The following is a 20,893-nucleotide window of genomic DNA, read 5'->3' on the forward strand; positions in this document are numbered from 1 at the left end:
GTAAAGCCACCCACCTCACAATGCCCTTCTCTCAAGAAAGCCTCAATTCACAAGCATGGTGTTCGCTATTGCATCAGATACGATTGCATTACGGATCCAATATTGGCGACAATGATTATCAGTTTCTCGAGAGAATATATAGAGACGGTCTTCACAAATATTTAGACCGCTTGAAGTCTATTGGTTTTTGCGGTAATCAGCGTATTTTAGATGCTGGTTGCGGATATGGTCAGTGGTCGCTCGCGTTAGCTCAGTTGAATGAAATGGTTTTGAGTTGCGATATATCGCCACTGCGGGTTAGCGTTTTACAAAAACTAGCCACACAAATTGGCTTCACTAATATAGCGTCAGAGGTCAGCGGAATTGATATTATGACCTACCCTGATCAGCACTTTGATGCTGTGTTTTGTTATGGCGTTATTTTCTTGACACCGTGGCGCCAATCTTTGGCAGAGCTCGCACGCGTATTGAAGCCTGGTGGAAAGCTATATGTCAATGCGAACGGCTTGGGTTGGTATATGTTTCTTTGGCAAGAGGAGCATAATAAAGCCGATGATTACGACCCAAAAGCAATTGCTGCACAAACATTTCTTGACACACTTCGCTACGACAGGGATGGGGTTTATAAACAGGGGATGAATTTAATAATCGAGCCGAAGTCTATAGAGACTGAATTACAGCGCTTGGGATTTCAGGATATCAAACTAGCGGCGGAGGGTGCTCTGCATTTGAATAAGGCTGTAACGTCACCGAGACCTTTTTTCAAGGGTGAGTACTACGGGCAGCCTGGCATCTTTGAAGCGACTGGAACCAAACGCTGACCTTGGATCTTATGTACAAAACCAATGGCCTTCGTATTGCTTTTCTTAGCAATATGAATAATAATCATTTTGCACTAGCGAGGTATTTACGAGACGAAGGTTTTGATTGTGAGTTGCTTTTATTCACAGATGAGCAGGATCATTTTCATCCAAAATGTGATACCTTTACTTTGGAATTTATGACATGGATTAAAAGGATCTCTTGGGGGTCTGAGCGACAGTTGCTAACAATTAACCCCAAAGTCATACAAGCTGATCTCGATAAATATGATGTTTTCATTGGTTGTGGTTTGGCACCTGCCTTTTTATGCAAGGCAGGGCTTTTACTAGATATCATGATCCCATATGGAAATGATATTTGGTCTGAAACAATGTACCGTTTTGCGTTGCCCCATTATATTGCAAAGTCGATTTCTTCCACTTATTTTCAGCGAAAGGGTTTGTCCCAATCTAAGATAGTTAATTGTGCGCTTGGAGCAGGAATATATGGAAGTCGGATTCGAAAACTATGCTCAAACTCTCTGTTCTGGAAATTTGATATTCCGATGGTTTACCATAGGCAATATGCAGATCCAGTCGTTAACGGAGGATCTCATTGGATTAGTGAATTTGAAGCAGTCAGAAATAATGCTGACCTGATGGTTGTTGCCCACGGCCGTCATGTATGGGGAAATGCCAGTGATCCTAATGTTAAGGGTAATAATCTACTTATCAAAGCTTGGCATCTTTTTTGCCAGCGAAATCCTTCTATAAAAGCAAAGTTGGTCTTTATCGAGTATGGCCAAAATGTAACAGAGTCGAAACAGTATGTTACTGATCTAGGTCTTAATGCGTCAGTTAAATGGTTCCCGCAAATGTTCCGAAAAGATATCATGCCAGCCCTGCTAATGGCAGATATTGTCGCCGCAGAGTTTGTGCACTCATGGATCGGAGGGGGGGTTATCTTTGAGGCTCTTGTTGCAGGTAAGCCATTACTCATGCACAGTATTGAGCACGAAAAATCGACAACAATGGACAACCTTTACCCAATTTATAATGCAAAAACGCCTGTACAGATTGCAGCCCGCTTGCAAGAATATGTTGAAAATAAAGAGCGCGGTAAGGAAATTGGTCTGCAAGGCCAGTATTGGTACAAAAAATATGTTGTTGATAAAGCCTTGACTCGATATTCTCAATACTTTGAAGAGCGTGCGGCTGAGCTTGGTAAAGTTCCCCGTTAATAGCTCTCTGAAATATGATTCTTGATATTCAATGTTTCAGTAGCGCTGTCATTTGTTCTTATTTCCCTTCGCTCTATGAATTGTTCAAAGTTGTGCTTGCAGCCTTTATTTCTAGTTTATCGTCTGCAAAACTCTGACTGCTTCAGTTAATTTTTAGCTTAATTGCAATCATATTGGAGTCATTTGGAGCCTCTTGATTTTTATGAATGCTATTCTTAATGAATTCGCAGAGTATTCTTATATTACTCACTTCGTCACTAGTCCCTTTTGTGGCATCACTGTACAGACTTTAGAAATGATTCTTCGCTGAATATGCTTGCTGCTATGATCTTGAACTCTATTTATATACCGTTCTCGTAAATGCCTAAATTTGACCTTATTTATATTATTGGCTCTCTGAGGGTGGGTGGTTGTGAGAAGCACATTGTCTCTGTTGCTAATTATCTTGCGTCTAATGCTGATCTTAATGTAGGAATTTTTGTTATATGTGATTCCGGTGAATTGCAATCCAAGTTGCACGCCTCAATTACTACCTTCCTGCCTTGTATTTCTTATCCTGTTAATTCCTCTAAGCTTCGCAAAATTGGTTTTCATTTCTTAAGATTTATTAATCTTGCTTCTATTTGCTTTAAAGCTCGGCCAAAAGTAATACATTCCTATCTCCCTCTTTCGTATATATATGGTGCTATTGCCTATCTCTTGCTTCGGCCAATTCTTCCTTTTTCGAAATTGTTAATGAGTAGGCGGAGCCTTAACCATTATCAATCTTCTGGCTCGATATTTAAGTACGAAAGTATTCTTCATTCTATACCGCATCTTGCACTCGCCAATTCTGCTGCCATAGCCAAGGATCTACGTTCTGAAGGTTTTGATTCAAACAAAATTCGTTTGATTTATAATGGTGTTAAAGCATATGATTCCGAAAAAGTCACACTGTGTTCCTCACGGCCGAATAATATAGTGTGTGTTGCTAATTTAATTCCTTATAAAGGTCATATTGAGCTTATTAGGGCATTTTCATCGGCCTTTAGTAGACTTGAGTCTAACGATTTAAAGCTTTTACTTGTAGGTCGCCCTTCCGATTCTGCCTACTACGATTTCTTGCGTTCTCTGACCTCCGAACTTCTTTTGGAAAAGCAGATTTCGTTTATAACTGATTGTTCAGAGCCTTCGTCTTACCTGCTTTCTTCACGCATTGGCATTCTTCCTTCTCGTCAAGAAGGATTTTCTAATTCTTTGCTAGAATATATGGCAGCGAAGCTTGCTATCATCACTTCAAGTGTAGGTGGCAACACGGAGGCTATTATTCATATGAAGAGTGGTTTGATTTTTCCCCCACAAGATCACTCTATGCTTGCCGAAAATATACTTCTTCTACAACGTAATCTTCGCCTTGCTGACCAGCTTTCCCATCAAGCTTATTTAAATTCATTAGAAAAATTCTCTGCTGACTCAATGTTCGAAGCTTATACTTCGTTGTACCGATTCTTATTATTGTGAAAATGCCTCCTGCTAATCCTGTTTGGATTTGACTTATTGCCCCTGTTATGAGCTGCCTTCTTTCTGGTATACTTATAATGTCCCTTTAATCATATTGTTTTGTGAGTAAATTCTTGCCCATTGTTTTTATAAGCATTGCGAGAAGAATTTACTTGTATGGATTTTCGGTAACTGGATTAATTTGATAATTTTTAGTCATTGTTTTTATGTTGAATATAGTTTTTGTTATTACCAACCTCAGCACTGGTGGTGCTGAAACTATGCTTTACAAGCTGCTTAAGCATATTGATCGGACTCGTTTCAATCCTACGGTGATTTCGCTTGTTGGGTTCGGCGAAATTGGTCCGCTCATTCGAGCACTTGATCTTCCTGTCTTTGTGCTAGGGGCAAATCCAAAAATCCCTAACCCCATTATTATATTTAGACTGTACTATTTAATACGAAGTCTTAATCCTGATATAGTTCATACGTGGATGTATCATGCTGATTTTTTGGGAGGTTTGACGGCAAGATTGGCCGGTTGTCAACGTATTGTATGGGGTATACGTCACAGCAATCTGTCCCTGTCCAAAAATAAGTTCTCGACACTATTAGTTGTAAAACTCTGTTCATTTCTTTCTCACCAGATTCCTTGTCGTATTCTCTCTTGCTCCGAATTTGCCAAGGACATACATATTTCTACTGGGTATGTTGCGAACAAGTTTCACGTTATACCAAATGGATTTGAATTAGATCAGTTTTTCCCGGATCCTTCTTCCTCCTTAGGTCTGCGTGCCGAATTAGGTTTATCTCCTCAGACTATATTGGTTGGCTTGATTGCGCGTTTTGATCCTCAAAAAAATCATTTGGGTTTTATAAAGGCCGCAGCTTTGGTTAACTCTAAACTTCCAGATATTCATTTTGTTTTGGCAGGCCATCGTGTAGATCCCTTTAATAACGAGCTTATGACCGCTATTGCTGCTTATGACCTGCAGGATCATATGCATTTGTTAGGCAGACGCAAGGATGTCCCATTTCTGATGGCTTCCCTTGATGTGCTCGCGTCTAGTTCCCACGGTGAGGCTTTTTCGAATGTTTTGGGTGAGGCCATGTCCTGTGGAGTTCCCTGTGTCGTTACAGATGTAGGTGATAGCGCTGAGATTGTTGGCAATACAGGGCGTGTGGTGCCCGCAGGGGATATGGTAAGTCTTGGCCTTGCGTTGGTAGAGCTCTTGTCCCTGCCCTCAGCGGAAAAATCTGCTTTGGGTCTACAAGCGCGTAGTCGTGTTAAGGCCCATTATGAGATATGCCATGTAGCAGGCCTTTACGAATCTTTTTATGAGCAGGTATTTGTAAATCCATGTGCGGTCTCGTAGGTTTCCTTACCCAAGGTATTTGGTCATCTGAAGAGGAAACCGTTCCTTTGCTTCACAGAATGACCAATCGAATTGTCAACCGTGGCCCCGACAGTGCTGGTTATTGGCATGATTCGGATGCTGGTATTGCTCTTGGGCATCGTCGTCTTTCTGTAGTTGATTTATCGCCTGCGGGAGCTCAGCCTATGCACTCCGCATGCGGGCGTTATGTCATGGCCTTCAACGGTGAGATCTATAACCATCTTGAGCTACGCGAATTACTGGGCAACTCACTGTGGCGGGGACATTCTGATACTGAGACTGTTTTAGAGGCTTTCAGTTCTTGGGGCATTATAAGTACTTTACAACGTTGTAATGGTATGTATGCCATTGCATTATGGGATAAAAAAGAACGAACACTTACCTTGGCTCGGGATCGTATTGGTGAGAAACCACTTTATTATGGATGGCAGGGTCAAGGTGCGAACAGCTGTTTTTTATTCGGCTCTGAGTTAAATGCTCTCAAGGCTCATCCATCATTCTCTACTGTTATTAACCGTGATGCATTGTCTTTGTACATGCGTCATAACTATATCGCATCTCCCCACTCCATTTACCAAGGTATTCATAAGCTAACGCCGGGTTGTTTCCTTACTATTTCTCTTTCTTTGCAAGAGCCCGACGAGATATCTTATTGGTCTCTTCCTTTGGTTGCGCAGCATGGAGTTACACAACCGTTTACAGGTTCTGATGATTCAGCCATAGATACTCTGGAATCTTTACTTAAAGATTCCGTGCGGCAGCAAATGGTCGCCGATGTTGATCTCGGTGCATTCCTGTCTGGCGGTATTGATTCCTCTACGGTTGTTGCGTTGATGCAAGCACAGTCTAATCGACCAGTAAAAACCTTCACAATTGGATTCAGTGAAGATGCCTACAACGAGGCTATCTACGCCAAAGCCGTGGCTAAGCATCTCGGCACGGAGCATACTGAACTTTATGTCACGCCCCAGCAGGCACTTGACGTTATCCCTAAATTGCCAAATCTTTACAATGAGCCATTTGCTGACTCTTCTCAAATTCCAACTTTCTTAGTTAGCCAATTGGCTAGCCAATATGTGACCGTTTCTCTTTCCGGTGATGCTGGAGATGAACTATTTTGCGGTTATGGCCGTTACATGTTCACTCGCAGTCTTTGGGATCGTATCCGTATTTTGCCATTGCCTTTCCGCAAGATCCTTGAGGCTGGAATTACTGGCTTGTCACCTGCTCATTTGAATATTCTTTTGGCTCCACTGAAGTTATTCAAATCATATTCTCTCCGTAAAGGAAATTTAGGCGATAGATTGCACAAAGCAGCTGGCCTTTTAGCCTCGCCCAGTTTAAACTCATTATATCTTGACTTAGTTACTCATTGGGTTCCCAATGATTTAGTCCTAGGGGCTAATGAACCCTTAACTTATCTGAGTGGTAACAACCTGGCATTATCGGGTCTTGATTCCATGCAGCGCATGATGGCGCTTGATACTCTTTCATATTTACCTGACGATATTTTAGTTAAAGTCGATCGTGCAGCTATGGGTGTTTCGCTTGAAACCCGTTTGCCCTTTTTAGACCAACGTGTTGTGGAGTTTGCCTGGCAACTTCCGCAAGATCTCAAGATGCGCGGTGGTGCTGGAAAGTGGGCGCTTCGTCAGGTTCTCAATCGTTATGTACCAAGTGAACTAATTGACCGCCCAAAAATGGGTTTTGGAGTACCTCTTGATGACTGGCTACGAGGTCCATTACGTGATTGGGCTGAAGATCTTTTGTGTGAATCGCGCATGCGCCAAGAGGGTTACTTAAACCCTGAACCTATCCAAAGGAAATGGGCTGAGCATGTGAGTGGTACCCGTAATTGGCATTACCACTTATGGGATGTGTTGATGTTTCAGTCCTGGCTTAGATGCCATAGTTCCTAGATGAACAATTTGGAGCTATGAGGGTTCTTGTTATTGCAGGATTTGCGGAGTCTCTGCTTAATTTCAGAGGGCCTTTGTTATCCGCCATGATTGCTCGTGGGCTTGAAGTGCATGTGGCAGCTCCCAATCTGTTTGAAGACTTTTGTATTCGTAAGAAGCTTGAATTACTTTCTTTAAACTTGCATGATATTTGCTTGTACAGAGCCAGTACAAATCCTCTCACCGATTTGAAATTGCTTTGCTCTTTAACTCTGCTTATCCGAAAAATTCAGCCCGATTTTGTTCTAAGTTATACCATCAAGCCTGTTATTTATGGGACTATTGCTTCTTGGCTTGTTGGTGTTCCCCGCCGTTGTACTCTAATAACTGGTTTAGGTTACGCATTCACTGGGAATGCTGGAGGTGTTCGTGGTTTAGTCAAAATAGTTGTACAGAGCTTATATAAGCTGGCTTTATTCCGTTCACATAAGGTCTTTTTTCAAAATAATGACGATTATGATTTGTTTCGTACACTGGGATTGATCACTAATCGAACTTCAACTGTAGTTGTTAATGGCTCTGGTGTTGATTTGGAATTCTTTTCAGTAGCGCCACTACCCTTGGGACCTCCACATTTTTTGATGATTGCACGACTTTTGGGGGACAAGGGTGTACGTGAATATGCGCAAGCTGCTCAGCAGCTCAAAGCGAAGTGGCCAGACATTGAATTTTCTCTTGTAGGGTGGTTGGATCAAAATCCAGATTCTATATCTCAATCTGAGTTGGATTCTTGGATACAATCTTCTAGCCTCAATTATTTAGGTCGTCTACAGGATATTCGTCCTGCTATGCGTCAATGCAGTGTTTATGTTTTGCCTAGCTACCGAGAAGGTATGCCACGTACTGTGCTCGAGGCCATGGCTATGGGTCGTGCTGTCATTACTACCCATGCTCCCGGTTGTCGCGAAACAGTTGTTGAGGGTGAAAATGGTTTTTTGGTGCCAATTAAGTCAATAGACGTGTTGGTTTCTGCCATGGAACGATTCATTTATGAACCGCAATTAGCTCATAGGATGGGGCGGCGCGGCAGAGAACTTGCCGAAGAACGTTTTGATGTCAATAAGATTAATGATGTTATGCTTACCAATATGGGACTTTGATTAATCAATCTGGCTGCGATTTGTCACGTTGACTTCTTGGTTTAAAAATTACCAGTTATTGACTTGTTGATTTTTCTCTTCATTCTCTCAATAATGTTTTTTAGGTCTATCCAGTCATGCTGTTGTTTGCAACGGTTACATTGATTCCGCATATTGGTTTTGTTGAGTTTCGTTCAAGTGTTGTGAATGTTTGGTTTCACAGCCTCGTGTGTCCAAATTGATGTACAATGTCACTGCTAATCTTTACAAGCATATTAAACTTTTGAGATGGCCTCTTATTCTTGTAAGTCAATTCGACGCCCACGTTGTCTTTTGTATTCTGTTTTCATGAAAGCTGCATCCGGTGTAGATAGTCAAAGTCCTCAATGATTTCGATTAGTCATTCAAAATGGCCTGGCAGGCCTACCTCGCTTCTGCCTTTAACCATTCTTTTTGCCATATTTTTCTCTTTTATTTTCTGCTCGATTAGCAATTTCCTAGTTCCTCCCCCCGATGCAGTTAGCTATAGCCTGGTTGGGGCTACTAAAAACTTTGCTGAATTCTCTGCTGGTTCTTATCACTTCGGCTACTATCTTTTCAATATACTAATTGTCTCTCTATCTGATTTCGTTGGCTTAAGCGCATCTTCATTGATTGTAATCACAAATGTAGCTTGTTCCTATGTCTCAGTGTATTTTCTCGTTCGATTTCTAGATCTTCTTCTTTTTAGGCTTAATGCTAATATCATTCTTTCTGATTTCTTTGTTCCAAATAGAACTAGATCTTTTTTGTTTTTGCTTTCGCCTTTAAGCCCTTTCATCGCTTGGATACCATACAATCTAAAGGATTGTCAGGTTGTGGCGCTTTCTAGTATTATGATTTACTCTATATGTTTTGTTTTTGAATCTATTTTTTCCGGAAATGTTTTTTCTTGGAAAGTCTTTTGGACGGCCTTTCTTTTTGTTTTTGCATTTTCGTATAATTTTACATTGCGTTCGTACTTTGCCTTTTCGGTGACTGTTTTTAGCCTCTTGTTTTTCTACCTATTAACTAATAAGTTTTCAGCGTCACCTGTTATCAGATTTGTATTTCAAAAGTCCCAATTATTTGCATTTACTGGTGTTATGCTTGCCTCCATGGTGATTCTTATTTTAACCTCTGACCTATTTTACTCTAGGTTTATTGCATTTTCGAACTTCTCTTTTGTCAATATTGCGACTATATTTTTAAATTTAGTTAAATTTCTTTGGGGTCCTCTTTTATGGAGTGTTTCACCATCTTACCCGCTGTTGTATGTGTCAACTGTACTAAATATTGTTTTGTGGGTTGGATTTGGTTATCTTTTGATTCTCAAATCTTCTGATCCTTTTCGAATAAGGTTGTGTGCATTAGCCCTGTTATTTATGATAGTCATTGCATTGCCCTACTGTATTTATGACACTCAGGTTGGTCCTAGGTACAGGTTCTTTGCTGAAATGATTCTATATGTTTGCTGTGTATATGGATTCTATGGACGCACCAGCAAAGCTATTGAGAATGATAATACCAATTCATTTCTAATTTTTAAGCATTGACGTTTTTCTGTCCATTAATTACTTTGCATGGTTTGCTGTCTTGGTTTTATCTTTTTCTAGTCGTTAGTTTAATTTAGTATGCTTCTTAATTTCTACATTCACAGTTGCCAAAATAAGCGTGTTTATGTCTCGGGTTCTTTTTTTGTTTCTAGCGCATTTTGTGATTTTAGTTTTTGCGTATATTCTTTGTGGGTGTTGTTTTACTTAAGTTCTCATCTCACCTCTTTCGTGGTAGTTTAAAGCCTGTCTTGTATCTTTTTTCTTTTCTGGCCTTTTGCATGATATTCAACTATGGCAAGACCATTCTTTGGGAGCCCATTGCACTATTTTGCTGTTGTTGAAGTGAGTAAAGGGCCGATCAGCTTTGTCTGTCTTTCGCCTATTGCAATGCTTGCTTGTGATCTGGCAGGTGTATGTTATCAATCACTCCTGCCATTATAGCATCTCTAGCGTATATATTGTTGCTTCTTTGTGTTGTTAATTGCTGTTGTTTGATGAATCCCTCCCGCAGCTTGAGACCTTCTAATCGACCGATGAAATCCTTTTTTGATCGATTGTTTGCTCTGCTTAGTCTTTTTATTCTTTCGCCTCTGTTTATTGTTACGGCCTTATTGGTGCGTTGGCGACTCGGAACTCCTGTTCTGTTCAGGCAACAGCGCCCTGGCTACCGCGGAAAGCCTTTCTGGCTTTTGAAGTTCCGAACCATGAGGAATGCCTGTGATGCTGGCGGCGCTTTACTTCCTGATGCTCAGCGGCTTACACCTTTCGGTCGCTGGCTTCGCGCTACTTCGATTGATGAGCTTCCAGAGCTGATCAATATCTTGCGCGGCGAAATGAGCTTCATTGGCCCCAGGCCCTTGCTGATGCAATATCTCCCGTTATATTCTCCCCAGCAGGCTCGCCGACACGACGTGAAACCCGGCTTCAGTGGTTGGGCCCAGATCAATGGACGTAATTCTATCTCCTGGGATGAGAAGTTCCGCCTAGATGTCTGGTACGTCGATCACCAAAGTTTTAGGTTGGATCTACTCATCTTTTTGCTAACGATCTGGAAGGTGATCCGTCGCGAAGGCATCAGTGCACGTGGCGAAGCAACAGTTCAGTATTTCAAAGGTTCTCCTTCAAATGACTAAAATTCTTTTTATGGGTCGTAAGAAAGTTGCCGCGAAGTGCTTAAGGTGGCTTCATTCTTTGCCTGAGGTGGAGATAGTCGCCACCGTTACTGACAGTCATCTTGAGGGTTCAGTGACTGCTGTTTTGTCTGCCGAGCTTGGGATCCCTTTATTGGATTACGACTCTGCAATGGAGCGCGCGTTTGAACTGGACATTGATCTTGGTATTTCTGTCCTTTATTGGCGTAAACTAAAAGGGGCGCTGCTTTTCCCCCAAAGTAAGCATGGTTGTGTAAATTTTCATCCAGCACTTTTACCTCAATACAAGGGTTGTGCGGGATATAACCTCGCCATCATGGATGGTTTGTCTCAGTGGGGCTCGACGTGCCATTACGTCGACGAGGAAATCGATACTGGCGGAATTTTGGATGTCCAGAAATTTAACGTCGATTCCGATTTTGAAACGGCTCTCTCTCTCGAGGCTAAAACTCTCAATGTTATGGAGCAGCAGTTCAGGAGGGTGATTCAGGCAATCCTTGCTTCGCCAAATGGTCGTCTTTCTGTTTCTCCAAATATTGGTGGTAAGTATGTCTCACGTTTTCAAATGGAAGAGTTAAAGCAAATTTTGCCTGGCGAGGATCCTGATAGAAAGTCCAGAGCTTTTTGGTTTCCTCCTTATTGTGGTGCGTGGGTTGAAGTGAATGGTCAAAGAGTAAATGTCATCCCGGATTGTGTTCTTCGCGCAATGGGTGATCCCACAGCTACAAGTTTGTTTGCAGACCCTTGTGTCGGGAAAATTTGACGAAAGTAATTGTTAATCGATGTTAGCGTTTACTTGCGTGCAGTGTCGTGGCGGAGCTATTTTTGCTGATTGTCTGTTTGATGGACGTTAGTTTAAGTCCTTTTTTGTTTGCTTCCTCAAGTGATTCTACCTCTCTGGCCTTCGTTTGATGCTGAACAAATTGCAGTCGCCAGCCAGGTTCTCGCCTCAGGAAAAGTAAACACCTGGACCGGCAATGAGACAAGGGCTTTTGAGGACGAGTTTGCTCTATGGTCCGGCACTAGTCATGCTATTGCCTTAGCCAATGGCTCTTTGGCCCTTTCCGCTGCCTATTTGGCTGTTGGTCTCGGCCAGGGCGATGAGCTGATTACTACGCCACGCACTTTTATCGCTACTGCCTCAAGCGCCGTACTTCTTGGTGCAAAGCCGATCTTCGCGGATGTCGATCCGAATTCCGGAGCGATCACAGCCTCCACCATTGCTCCGCTGATCACCCCTCGTACCAAGGCTATTGCTGTGGTGCATTTAGGCGGCTGGCCTGCTGATATGCCAGCGATCTGCGATCTTGCCCGAGCTCATGGCATCGCCCTTATTGAGGACTGTGCGCAGGCACATGGGGCTCGCATTAACGATCAGTCAGTGGGCAGCTTCGGCGATGTGGCGGCTTGGAGCTTCTGTCAGGACAAGATCATGTCCACCGCGGGTGAAGGTGGAATGGTGAACACCTCGCGCCCTGAACTCTGGGATGCGATGTGGTCTGTCAAGGACCATGGCAAAACCCATGATGCTGTCTTCGGACGAGATCACCAATCAGGCTTTCGCTGGCTGCATGAACGCTTCGGTTCTAATTTCCGCCTCACTGAGCTGCAAAGCGCCATCGGTCGTGTTCAGCTTCAGCGCCTTCAAGAATGGACCTTTACTCGCACTCGTAATGCTCTCTTGCTCGCGGAAGCACTGGGTGATTTTCCCTCAGTGCGTGTGCCCCGACCGCCAGAGCATCTCACCCACGCTTGGTATAAATTTTATGCTTTCGTAGAGCTCGAGGCCATGGCCGATGGCTGGAGCCGTGATCGCGTTCTTTCGGAGATTGCTTCACTCGGGTATCCCGCTCTCTCGGGTAGCTGTAGCGAGGTCTATCTGGAGAAATGCTTTCAGGATGCTGGGCTGGCTCCAGCCGAGCGTCTGCCTGTGGCTCGGATGCTCGGTGAAACCAGTCTGATGTTCTTGGTGCACCCGACCATTACCCCTCATCAGATGGAAGGCTACGCCGACGCTGTCCGATCAGTTGTTCAACGAGCCTGCCGATGAACGTGCGTTTCGCCTCTGTTTGGGCTGCGCAGCCACTGACTGGCACCCCCCCCCCTCATTCGCAGACTCCTGCTCATCGGCATTGATGCGCTCCTACTGCCTTTGGCGGTATGGCTGAGTTTCTGGTTCCGTTTGGCGCATCCCCTTCATCCCAACTTCATCTCTGCTGGTAGTTGGATTTTGATCAGTAGCCTCTTCATTGGATTGCCTCTCTATGCATACACCGGGCAATACAAAGGCCTCACCCGCTACGTGGGCAGTGCTGCCTTCTATCCCCTCGCCGGGCGCAACGGACTGCTCGTGCTCTTGTTGGCTGGCATCGGCGTGATGCTGCGGCTGCCGATGCCGCCCCGCAGCAGCTGGATCCTGTTGTGGTTGCTGCTGACAGGCTTCACAGGGGCGGTGCGCTTTGCCTTGCGAGATATGTTGCTCAATTTGCGTTCTACTCAGCACAAGCAGCAGTTGCGTGTCGCCATCTACGGCGCCGGTCAAGCCGGTGCCCAGTTGGCGGCCGCCTTGCGGCTTGCCGGCAACCACAGGATCGTCGCCTTCCTCGACGACAACCCGGCCTATTGGAGTCGTTCGATCAACGGTGTTGCAATCCAACCGCCCCAGAAATTGATGGAAATGGAGGATTCCATTGATCAGGCGCTCCTGGCGATTCCTTCTCTTCCCCGTAGTGAACGGCGTCGCATTGTCGAGGGCCTTCAGAGTCTTGGCATCCCCGTATTGCAGGTGCCGTCGGTGGATGACCTCACCTCCGGTCGCGCCCGTATCGATGCTCTGCGTCCAATCGCGATTGAAGATCTGCTTGGTCGCGATGAGGTGCCAGCCGATCCACAGCTGCTTGGCCCAGGCATTCGTGATGCCGTGGTCTTCGTCACCGGTGCTGGCGGCTCGATTGGTTCGGAGCTCTGCCGCCAGATCCTGGGGTTGTTTCCAGCGCGGTTGATTCTTCTGGAAAGCAGCGAGCCGGCGCTCTATGCCATCGAGCAGGAACTCTGTTTGTCGTTGCCTGATGGAGTGGCGCTTCAAGCAGTTCTTGGCAGTGCCACTAACCCGCAGTTGTTGCAGCGCTTGTTTGATGAGCAGGCGGTGGAGCTTGTGTTCCATGCCGCTGCTTACAAGCATGTCCCCCTCGTGGAGGCCAATCCGTTGGCAGGCCTGGCCAACAACGTGGGTTCTACGGATCAGGTGTGCCGCGCCGCAGTCGCCAGCGGGGTGAGGAAGGTAGTGCTGATCTCCACTGACAAAGCCGTGCGCCCCACCAACGTGATGGGAGCATCCAAGCGTCTGGCCGAATTGGTGGTTCAAGCCCACTCTGCTGAGTCCACCAGCACCTGTTTGTCCATGGTGCGCTTTGGCAATGTGCTCGGCTCCTCAGGCTCGGTGGTGCCCTTGTTTCGCCGCCAGATCGCTGCCGGTGGTCCGATCACCCTCACCCATCCGGAGATCATCCGCTATTTCATGACCATCCCTGAGGCGACCACGTTGGTGATTCAGGCCTCCGTGCTCGCCCAAGGTGGAGATGTGTTCCTCCTCGACATGGGCGAACCGGTACGGATCAAAGCCCTGGCTGAGCAAATGGTGCGGCTGAGTGGTTTATCCCTGCGTGATGCAGCCTATCCCGATGGTGACATAGAGATCGTTTGCACTGGTTTACGCCCTGGCGAGAAACTCTATGAGGAGCTGCTGATCGATGCTGAATCCCAGCCCACCGCCCATCCGTTGATCTACCGGGCAATGGAACGATCCTTACCTCCTCATGAACTCTGGCCCAAATTAGATGCTTTGAATAGAGCGTTTGCAGCGCAGGATGTGGAAGCAGCGCTCAAGGTTTCGGCGGAGCTGGTGCCTGAATGGCGAAGGGCCAAGCCTTGACAAGAGCTGTGCCTATCTACCCCTCATTGAGCAAGTGTTGAGTGCTCCGAGACCTCTGTCGCTCCGTATGCTCATGTAGTAATCCCTGTCATGCAAGCCGAAGCTGGGGAATTGCGTCTTCAGCCTTTTTCGATGAAAAATGAGCGAGCTTGTCGTCTAGCGTCCCGACGAAGTGGTGCCTCTTCTGCAGACCACCGCTAAGGGACGTTTCGCCTCTAGGAATCAGCGATAACCTTCCAGCGTTTGACGGCTTAGCCCCATCTTTTAATGCCAGTTGCTTCAATTCGCTCTATTTGTTGCATCGGTGCTGGTTACGTTGGCGGACCGACCATGGCAGTCATTGCCGACCGCTGCCCTGAAGTACAGGTCACAGTCGTAGATATCAACCAAACCCGCATCGATGCCTGGAATAACAGTGATCTGAACATGCTGCCGGTGTACGAGCCAGGCTTGGATGCCGTTGTTGGGCGTGCGCGAGGCCGAAACCTGCATTTCTCAACGGCTGTGGACGAGGCGATCGGCGCAGCAGATATGGTTTTTATTTCCGTCAACACTCCCACCAAAACCAAGGGTTTGGGAGCTGGTCAGGCCAGTGATCTGCGTTGGGTGGAAGCCTGCGCCCGTCAGGTTGCTAAGTCGGCAGTGGGTCACACGATTGTGGTGGAGAAAAGCACCCTGCCGGTGCGTACCGCAGAAGCGGTCAAGGCCATTCTCTCTGCTGCGCAGCAATCCTCCGCGGGTACCGAATGCAGTTTCGCGGTGCTGTCCAACCCTGAATTTCTCGCCGAAGGCACCGCGATCCCTGATCTTGAGTCGCCGGACCGGGTGCTGATCGGCGGCGAAAGCCCTGAGGCCATTGACGCTCTGGCATCGGTGTATGCACAGTGGGTGCCGCAGGAGCGCATTCTGCGCACCAACCTTTGGAGCAGCGAACTCTCCAAGCTCACCGCGAATGCCTTTTTGGCTCAACGGATTAGCTCGATCAACTCTGTTGCAGCTCTCTGTGAAGCCACTGGTGCTGATGTGCGCGAGGTGGCCCGCGCGGTTGGCAGCGACAGCCGAATTGGTTCCAAATTTTTGCATGCTGGGCCGGGCTTTGGTGGCAGTTGCTTCCAGAAAGACATCCTCAACCTGGTTTATCTCTGCAGGCATTTCGGGCTCCCTGATGTAGCCAACTACTGGGAGTCAGTGGTGCAGCTGAATAGCTGGCAACAGCACCGCATTGCTCGCTTGGTGGTGCAGAAACTGTTCGGTACCGTCACCGGCAAACGCCTGGCCATCCTTGGTTTTGCCTTCAAGGCCGACACCAACGACACCCGCGAAGCTCCGGCGATCCGCATTGCTAAGGATTTATTGGAAGAGGGCGCTCAGCTCGCAATCCATGATCCCAAGGTTGATTCGGATCAAATTGCTCGTGATCTGAATTTGGCAGCCAGCACTGCACCGGATGCTGAGTCGGGCCCTACGCGTGCCGCACTCAGCGGTGAGGGCACTTGGTGGCCCAGTAACGAAATTGACTCGGCCTTGAAGGGAGCTGATGCTGTGCTCATCCTCACGGAGTGGAGCCAGTACAGAGAACTCGATTGGGCAGTACTGGCTCCATTGATGCGTCATCCCGCCTGGGTGTTTGATGCCCGCTCGATGGTCACACCGGCAGAGGTTCAGGCCGCCGGTCTTTATCTCTGGCGTGTGGGTGAGGGTCAGTCATGAAACGCCCTGTTTTGGTTACGGGTGCTGCTGGTTTCATCGGTGCTGACCTCTGTCTGCGTTTATCGGAACGCGGCGAACTAGTCGTCGGTATCGACAATCTCAACAGTTACTACGATCCCCAACTCAAGCCGCACGCCTCGCTCGCATGGATTCAGTAGCTCCAACTGATTCCTGCCGTTCTATGAGCAGCAGCCTGTGAACCACCCTGTAAGCCTGTATGCCGCAAGCAAGAAAGCCAATGAGCTAATGGCTCATACTTACAGCCATTTGTATGGCCTGCCTGCAACTGGACTGCGTTTTTTCACCGTGTATGGCACCTGGGGGCGGCCGGATATGGCGCCGATGCTCTTCGCCAAGGCGATCCTCGCGGGCGATCCGATCAAGGTGTTTAACCACGGAAAGATGCAGCGTGATTTCACTTATATCGACGACATCGTTGAAGGGGTGCTGCGCTGCTGCGATAAACCTGCGACGGCTAATACAGAATTTGATCCTCTGCAGCCCGATCCAGCTACTGCCGCAGCTCCTCACCGGGTGTTCAACAATGGCAACAGCCAGCCCACTGAACTTCTGCGCTTCATTGAAGTGATGGAACAGGCGTTAGGGAAAGCAGCGATCAAGGATTTTCAGCCGATGCAGCCTGGTGATGTGGTGGCCACTGCTGCAGACACTCAGGCCTTGGAGGATTGGGTTGGGTTCCGCCCCAGCACGTCGATCGAGTTTGGAGTGGGTTGTTTTGCCAGTTGGTATCGCAATTTTTACGGCGTCTGAGTGTTATTGCCACTGGGCTGAACCTTTCCTATGGCCTACTGGCTTAGCAAAATCCTGCCCCTGGCTCTGTTGCCTCTTGGCCTCAGTCTGATCCTGCTGCTGGTCGGCTTGATCGGTCGCTTGCGCTGGCCGGTGATCACTGCAGCGGTGCTGCTTTGGCTGTTTTCTCTGGGATTGGTGAGCCAGATCCTTTGGCGCTGGTTGGAGTCACCTTGGCAGCGCCAATCCGCAGCCAAAGCGGCGTCGGCTGATGCGATCGTTGTGCTCAGTGGCGGACGTCACCCCGTGCCAGGAGCAGCGCGCGTTAGCGAGTGGCATGACCCTGATCGCTTCTTCGCTGGGCTTGAGCTTTATCGCTATGGCAAAGCACCTCTCTTGTTATTTACCGGGGGTGTCAGTCCTTTTCGACCCGGTGAACAACCGGAAGGGCAGCGTTATTTGGTGGAAGCTCAACAGCTCGGCATCCCTGCTTCGGCGATGGAGACCACGCTGCCGGTGGTCAATACTGCGCAAGAAGCCAATGCAATTTACAAGCTGTTGCAGGGTTCTGATCGCTTGGACAGCAGCCCAAGCATTCTTCTAGTTACCAGTGCATTTCATATGCGCCGAGCCCAACGCTTGTTTGAACGTCAGGGTTTGAGGGTGGTGCCATTCCCGGTGGATTTCCAGGCCCGTGGCAATTGGGCAGGGCCTCTTTGGCGCGATCCCATTCAGTGGATTCCGACCGCTGGTGCTCTTGATGGCAGTTCCCGCGCTTTACGTGAATTGCTTGGGCGACTGGTTTATCGGACTTGGTAGGTGTTCCAATATTTTTTGATCAAGTAATTTAATTTCTTATGACGTTGATTGATCGCAAATAAGCCCATAAAAAAACCAGGATTAGACCCGGAATTTTTGTTTCGAATGAAAGTGTCAAAAAAGTCAGGCCGAACCAACTCCCGTGTAAGACCCGTAAAAGAACAGTCCAACAACAAAAATGGCAGCCATGCCACCAGCTGTTGCCACCAGCCAGAGGGGAAGAGCTCCTTCAGTCCAGCGTGAGCGCCATTTGACAGCTGGAGAACCATCAGGAAGACGGTCAGGAATACGTCCGTCTGGCAAATTGCCTGCATTCTTAGGCTTCATGATTTAAAACCTCAGTTGAAGAAGTAGCTGGAGAACAAAATGCCGGTGACGAACACGAACAGCAATCCGAGATAGAGGCTGGTTCTGTTGAGTTCAACAGGCAAGGTGTTGGGATTTTTGTTGCGCTCCATGATGAGTCAGATCTGTTGAATCAACGACGGATGAACTGCATGGCTGCCAGAGCACCCAAGAAAAAGACGGTTGGGACGCCCAGGGTATGGAGCGCAAGCCAACGGACCGTGAAGATCGGATAAACGCGAGGCTTAGAGGTGGTTGGAGACTGGGTCATGGATGGGAATTACTTGTTCAGGCGGACATCGAGGTCGGATTTGCCTTCGAATCGCTGGCTGAGAACGGGTGCTTTGCCTTCATTGACCTGGAAATATGCATCCGGTCGGGGAGTTCCAAAGGCGTCGTAGGCAAGACCTGTCGACACAAACAGGAAGCCTGCAAGGAAAATGGAAGGCAGCGTGATGGCGTGGATCACCCAGTAACGGATGCTGGTGATGATCTCGAAAAACGGGCGTTCACCCGTAGAGCCTCCAGCCATAAAAAAGATCCTCTGTCTTGCGAGATCCTAAGTGCATAGGGCTCATCTCCGCGCATGACCCTTCTGGTTGGTTACGAAGAGTTGTTGGTCGAAGGGGGGAAACGATTCAAGTCAGCGCGGACCAACGCAGCATCAGACCCCTTTCACCCAGCAGGAATACATGCTGTTGGCGATCAGTGTCGTCGAAGACAAAGCGCGTGAAATTGGTTGGAGCCTGCACGCTTTCAGGATCGCGCTCCCAACTGTTGCCTTCGTCTCGGCTGACGAGAAGGGTGCCGTTGCCACCGCTGGCCCAGATCGCGCCGTCATCAGACCAGGCCATGTCCAGGTACCCATAGCCATTAGTGATGGGGATGATTGGCTTGCTCCAGTTTTCTTTGTCAGAGGCGTCTTCGTTGAAGCGAATCTGAGCACCGCGAGCCACCATCCAGAGCCGGCCATCGGGCTGGTAGCCGATGCTCTGAAGACGTTGGCTGCTGACCCGTTGGTGAACCTGCCAGACCGGTTGTCCGGGATCCCAGGTGGCATAGAAGTTGCCAAGGCTGCTCACGCTCACGTAGGCACCATCAGGGCTTCGGCGCAGGTCACGTGTTGCACCTGCCGCATCGCTCACCTCAGCGTCCCAGCTGCCACCACCGTCGCTGGTTCGGTAGACAGCCCCCACGTTGGTGGCCAGTTCGGCGCTGTTGGGGCCAAGGGCAGTGATCAGATAAGGCTCTCCTGGCAGCTTGGTGTCCAGGAACAGTCGCGTCCAGTTCTGTCCAGCGTCGGTGGTGTGCATCAGCAGGCCGGGCTGACCGGCGATCCAGCCGTCATCACCATCAAAAGCGATGCTGATCAGGCGGAAATTCTCTTCCTCCGGCAGATCCAGACTGCGTTCGTTCCAGCTCGCGCCACCATCGTTGCTCTCCAGAATCAGGCGATTGCTGCCCACCAGGAAGCCATGGTCGGCGCTGGTGAAAGCAATGTCCAGCGGATTGGCCTGGGTGTTGAGATCAATCACCTGCCAGGGGCTGGCGGTCGCTGTTGGAACTTTGGTGGTCACACAACCACCAAGACCGAAGCCGATGCAGACCACAAGTGCTAACTGGGCCAGGGATTTGATCAGGGAATTCATGCCGGATTGAGAATGAAGGCAGGCTTGGAGCAATGCGGGTGATTCAGCGCGAAACCATCTGCGCAGATGAATCAGCGCTTAACGCAGGGAATACAACGAGAGGAAGAACGCAAATCCAAGAGCCAAACTGCCAAAGATCAGCACATTCTTCTGGCCTGGAGTCAAGCGGTTGACACCCAGTCCGAAATCGAGATTTTCTTCAAAACCGCTGGCCTTGGAGCGCGGGCCGATGTCGCGGAAGGCGCCAACTTTGCTGCGGCAGACGGGACAGCGAAACGTGAAAGCATCCAACTGTTGAAATGGAGTGCCTGTTTCGATACGCAATTTTTTGACGCCTTCTTCAGGGTCGTAAACGAATCCGCAGCTTCTGCACTCGAAGCGGTGCGTGAGTGGATCACTGGCTTGTTCCGCCAGAGTTTTCTCAGGGGCGCGAACCTTGGCCTCAGTTGAGATCTGCTCAGAGGGATCCGCTTCTGAGCCTGTCTGCTCGTCGTCAGTGATGCTCTCACTCGCAGGGTCCTGCGGTGCCTGTATTTCGTCGCTCACCGCTGACTGACCGAAGGGATGACACTCTATCTGCGTTACCCGGCCAAACGTCAGCCAGAGGCTGTAAATGCCAGACTGAATCGCACATTGGTGCTGCCCAGATGTTTGTGCTCCCGGGCTATGACGCCTTCCTGGGCTTTCTGTTGATCGCCGGAGCTGTGCCTGTGCTGGCTTTGGTGACCAACAAGCTTGTTTCCCCGCGCAGTCAGGTCGGTGAGCGCGAGCTCACCTATGAATCGGGCATGGAGCCGATCGGTGGGGCTTGGATCCAGTTCAACATCCGCTACTACATGTTTGCGCTGGTCTTCGTGATCTTCGATGTGGAGACGGTTTTTCTCTACCCCTGGGCCGTGGCATTCCACCGACTAGGTATTTTGGCTTTCATAGAAGCGTTGGTGTTCATTGCCATCCTCGTGGTGGCTTTGGCCTATGCCTGGCGTAAGGGCGCCCTGGAGTGGAGCTGA

The 20,893-nt window shown here is 48.2% G+C and carries 20 protein-coding genes and 1 pseudogene; 15 read left to right on the forward strand and 6 right to left on the reverse strand.

The window, feature by feature from the left end; genetic code table 11:
- The first annotated feature begins 20 nt into the window (after positions 1-20).
- The 14 genes and pseudogenes from SynBIOSE41_RS01310 (at position 21) to SynBIOSE41_RS01375 (ending at position 17,889) form a co-directional block, all read left to right on the forward strand.
- Positions 21-821, forward strand: a complete 801-nt coding sequence (locus tag SynBIOSE41_RS01310) for a class I SAM-dependent methyltransferase (RefSeq protein WP_186539356.1) — start codon at positions 21-23, stop codon at positions 819-821.
- 11 nt (positions 822-832) lie between these two features.
- Positions 833-2,041, forward strand: a complete 1,209-nt coding sequence (locus tag SynBIOSE41_RS01315; protein ID WP_186539357.1) for a glycosyltransferase — start codon at positions 833-835, stop codon at positions 2,039-2,041.
- Positions 2,042-2,401: 360 nt separating this feature from the next.
- Complete coding sequence (locus SynBIOSE41_RS01320; protein ID WP_186539358.1) at positions 2,402-3,541, forward strand: glycosyltransferase; 1,140 nt, start codon at positions 2,402-2,404, stop codon at positions 3,539-3,541.
- A gap of 206 nt (positions 3,542-3,747) precedes the next feature.
- Positions 3,748-4,896, forward strand: coding sequence for a glycosyltransferase (locus SynBIOSE41_RS01325; RefSeq protein WP_186539359.1), 1,149 nt, complete (start codon positions 3,748-3,750; stop codon positions 4,894-4,896).
- Positions 4,881-6,836: an asparagine synthase (glutamine-hydrolyzing) gene (gene asnB / locus SynBIOSE41_RS01330; RefSeq protein WP_186539360.1), complete on the forward strand. Its 1,956-nt coding sequence runs from the start codon at positions 4,881-4,883 to the stop codon at positions 6,834-6,836. The genes SynBIOSE41_RS01325 and asnB overlap by 16 nt, the downstream gene beginning before the upstream one ends.
- 17 nt (positions 6,837-6,853) lie before the next feature.
- Positions 6,854-7,975, forward strand: a complete 1,122-nt coding sequence (locus SynBIOSE41_RS01335) for a glycosyltransferase family 4 protein (protein ID WP_186539361.1) — start codon at positions 6,854-6,856, stop codon at positions 7,973-7,975.
- A gap of 365 nt (positions 7,976-8,340) precedes the next feature.
- On the forward strand, positions 8,341-9,528 hold the full coding sequence (locus tag SynBIOSE41_RS01340; RefSeq protein WP_186539362.1) for a hypothetical protein: 1,188 nt from the start codon (positions 8,341-8,343) through the stop codon (positions 9,526-9,528).
- 494 nt (positions 9,529-10,022) lie between these two features.
- Positions 10,023-10,661, forward strand: a complete 639-nt coding sequence (locus SynBIOSE41_RS01345) for a sugar transferase (protein WP_304623147.1) — start codon at positions 10,023-10,025, stop codon at positions 10,659-10,661.
- Positions 10,612-11,442 (forward strand): formyltransferase family protein, encoded by an 831-nt coding sequence (locus SynBIOSE41_RS01350; RefSeq protein ID WP_222930567.1) that lies wholly within the window; start codon positions 10,612-10,614, stop codon positions 11,440-11,442. The genes SynBIOSE41_RS01345 and SynBIOSE41_RS01350 overlap by 50 nt, the downstream gene beginning before the upstream one ends.
- Before the next feature lie 120 nt (positions 11,443-11,562).
- Entirely contained in the window at positions 11,563-12,729 is a 1,167-nt protein-coding gene (locus SynBIOSE41_RS01355) for a DegT/DnrJ/EryC1/StrS aminotransferase family protein (protein WP_186539363.1), read from the forward strand.
- Positions 12,730-12,768: 39 nt separating this feature from the next.
- Positions 12,769-14,610 carry a nucleoside-diphosphate sugar epimerase/dehydratase gene (locus SynBIOSE41_RS01360; RefSeq protein WP_186540663.1) on the forward strand — a complete coding sequence of 614 codons (1,842 nt, stop codon included), beginning with the start codon at positions 12,769-12,771 and terminating at the stop codon, positions 14,608-14,610.
- A gap of 267 nt (positions 14,611-14,877) precedes the next feature.
- Entirely contained in the window at positions 14,878-16,320 is a 1,443-nt protein-coding gene (locus SynBIOSE41_RS01365; protein ID WP_186539364.1) for a nucleotide sugar dehydrogenase, read from the forward strand.
- Positions 16,317-17,091 (forward strand): annotated as a pseudogene (locus SynBIOSE41_RS01370) (NAD-dependent epimerase/dehydratase family protein). Before SynBIOSE41_RS01365 ends, SynBIOSE41_RS01370 begins: the two are co-directional and overlap by 4 nt.
- 30 nt (positions 17,092-17,121) lie before the next feature.
- Positions 17,122-17,889 (forward strand): YdcF family protein, encoded by a 768-nt coding sequence (locus tag SynBIOSE41_RS01375; RefSeq protein WP_186539365.1) that lies wholly within the window; start codon positions 17,122-17,124, stop codon positions 17,887-17,889.
- A 123-nt stretch (positions 17,890-18,012) separates the two neighbouring features.
- Here the strand turns inward: SynBIOSE41_RS01375 and SynBIOSE41_RS01380 are convergent, their stop codons facing one another.
- The 6 genes from SynBIOSE41_RS01380 to SynBIOSE41_RS01405 all read right to left on the reverse strand — a co-directional run bounded on the left by SynBIOSE41_RS01380 (position 18,013) and on the right by SynBIOSE41_RS01405 (position 20,336).
- On the reverse strand, positions 18,013-18,216 hold the full coding sequence (locus tag SynBIOSE41_RS01380) for a photosystem II reaction center protein J (RefSeq protein ID WP_066904826.1): 204 nt from the start codon (positions 18,214-18,216) through the stop codon (positions 18,013-18,015).
- An 11-nt stretch (positions 18,217-18,227) separates the two neighbouring features.
- Positions 18,228-18,347, reverse strand: coding sequence for a photosystem II reaction center protein L (locus SynBIOSE41_RS01385; protein ID WP_066904825.1), 120 nt, complete (start codon positions 18,345-18,347; stop codon positions 18,228-18,230).
- Between the two features lie 20 nt (positions 18,348-18,367).
- Complete coding sequence (gene psbF, locus SynBIOSE41_RS01390) at positions 18,368-18,505, reverse strand: cytochrome b559 subunit beta (RefSeq protein WP_067326446.1); 138 nt, start codon at positions 18,503-18,505, stop codon at positions 18,368-18,370.
- A gap of 9 nt (positions 18,506-18,514) precedes the next feature.
- Positions 18,515-18,766, reverse strand: coding sequence for a cytochrome b559 subunit alpha (gene psbE, locus SynBIOSE41_RS01395; RefSeq protein ID WP_066904822.1), 252 nt, complete (start codon positions 18,764-18,766; stop codon positions 18,515-18,517).
- A 106-nt stretch (positions 18,767-18,872) separates the two neighbouring features.
- Positions 18,873-19,883, reverse strand: a complete 1,011-nt coding sequence (locus tag SynBIOSE41_RS01400; RefSeq protein ID WP_186539366.1) for a photosynthesis system II assembly factor Ycf48 — start codon at positions 19,881-19,883, stop codon at positions 18,873-18,875.
- A 78-nt stretch (positions 19,884-19,961) separates the two neighbouring features.
- A complete protein-coding gene (locus tag SynBIOSE41_RS01405; RefSeq protein WP_255476016.1) occupies positions 19,962-20,336 on the reverse strand; it encodes a rubredoxin in 375 nt (124 codons plus the stop codon).
- A gap of 194 nt (positions 20,337-20,530) precedes the next feature.
- On the opposite strand from SynBIOSE41_RS01405, the gene SynBIOSE41_RS01410 reads away from it, so the two are divergent.
- The gene (locus SynBIOSE41_RS01410; RefSeq protein WP_066905075.1) at positions 20,531-20,893 is read left to right on the forward strand and encodes an NAD(P)H-quinone oxidoreductase subunit 3; all 363 of its coding nucleotides are present in this window, start codon (positions 20,531-20,533) and stop codon (positions 20,891-20,893) included.

The organism is Synechococcus sp. BIOS-E4-1 (genome assembly GCF_014279995.1).
Lineage (GTDB): Bacteria > Cyanobacteriota > Cyanobacteriia > PCC-6307 > Cyanobiaceae > Synechococcus_C.